Below are 1291 nucleotides of genomic sequence, written 5' to 3'. Positions count from 1 at the left end.
TGAAGGCCGCTTCGGCGTTGTGAAAGGCGGGAGCTCCTTTGATGTCGATACCGACGGCGCAATCGTTGGTGTAGAAGCCAACGTAATGCCCGGCGTGAAGGTCGGCGCGGTGCTTTCATATCTCGACGGCGAAATCGAAGCCGCACGAATGAAGAACAACTGGGAAAGCTGGGGCCTGCATCTCTACGGTGCTTATCAGGCCGATGCCTTTGCAGTGAAGGGTACGGCCGGTTGGCTGCGCGGCACGACCGAAGCTAAAAAGGATCTAGATTCCGACGTCTGGCACGCGGGTATGCGTGCTGAGTATGCTGTACCGATGGGTGCCATGACCGTTACACCCTTCATGGGTGCTCACGTGATGAGCGGCTCCTTCGACGACCTGGATTCGCAGACTGTCTTCTCCATCCCGCTCGGTGCGAAGCTCTGGGGTGAAATCAACGCCGCGGGCTGGAAGCTCACGCCTGCAATCGAAGCAGCTTACGTGCGTTCGATGGGGGATACAGATGCTGAAACGACTGATGCAGATCTCCGCTTCCTGCCGAAAGATGCATTGCGCGGTGCGGTCGGTTTCAAAGCCGAGAAGGGCATGTGGTCAGGCGAACTCTCCTACGTCGGCGCGACGGGCTCGAACGACTACCGCAGCAATTCGCTCAACGTCAAGGTTGGCCTGCAGTTCTGAGTTTTGCCTAAATTGACGCTTTTCTCCTAATGAAGAAACCGAGAGCCTCGGCTGCTATGTTGGGGCTCGAACTGTCTCTGCAAACGTTTAACGAACCTCGTTTTTTTTTTTCGTGCTCCGTCATCGTTTCATTGATTGCACTTCGTGCGAAGGCCCTTTTCAAGAATTGAAAAACTGCGTTCGGTTTCTCTTTATCTCCCGTTCTGTTTGTCACAATTGTTTCGAAATCGTTAGAAATTTACAGTTCCTTTCGTGCTGATGAAGTAGCTCTCCACTTCTTTTGGAGAGAAACAAATTAATTCGAAAGGAGTAAATCGAATGATTTCGCGCAGAACACTGATCGCTTCCATGGTTGCGATGTCCGCGGCTTCGGCTGCATTTGCGAGCGGCGGTCCCTCGGGCCCCGTCGTTAAGTTCCAGGCTCAGGGCAAGATCGGCGAAGTCATCGTCAATCCTTACAAGATTGCACCGCTCACCGCCATCATCCGCGACGGCGGCAATACGCTGAAGGACGTGAGCGTTCGCATCGTCCCGAAGAAGGGCGGTCAGGAAATCTCGTACAAGGTCTCCGATCGTCATGTCCGCACCTACGCTGGCATCCCTGTCTTCGGT

The 1291-nt window shown here is 54.3% G+C and carries 2 protein-coding genes; both read left to right on the top strand.

Annotation, left to right across the window (positions count from 1 at the left end):
* On the top strand, positions 1 to 679 hold a 679-nt coding region (locus H6A60_RS11435; RefSeq protein WP_205104718.1), incomplete at its 5' end, for an autotransporter outer membrane beta-barrel domain-containing protein.
* A gap of 318 nt (positions 680 to 997) precedes the next feature.
* On the top strand, positions 998 to 1291 hold a 294-nt coding region (locus H6A60_RS11430), incomplete at its 3' end, for an aryl-sulfate sulfotransferase N-terminal domain-containing protein (protein ID WP_205104716.1).

It is taken from the genome of Sutterella massiliensis, from assembly GCF_016899755.1.
GTDB classification, from domain to species: domain Bacteria; phylum Pseudomonadota; class Gammaproteobacteria; order Burkholderiales; family Burkholderiaceae_F; genus Sutterella; species Sutterella massiliensis.
This window is presented reverse-complemented; position numbering and strand designations above follow the sequence as displayed.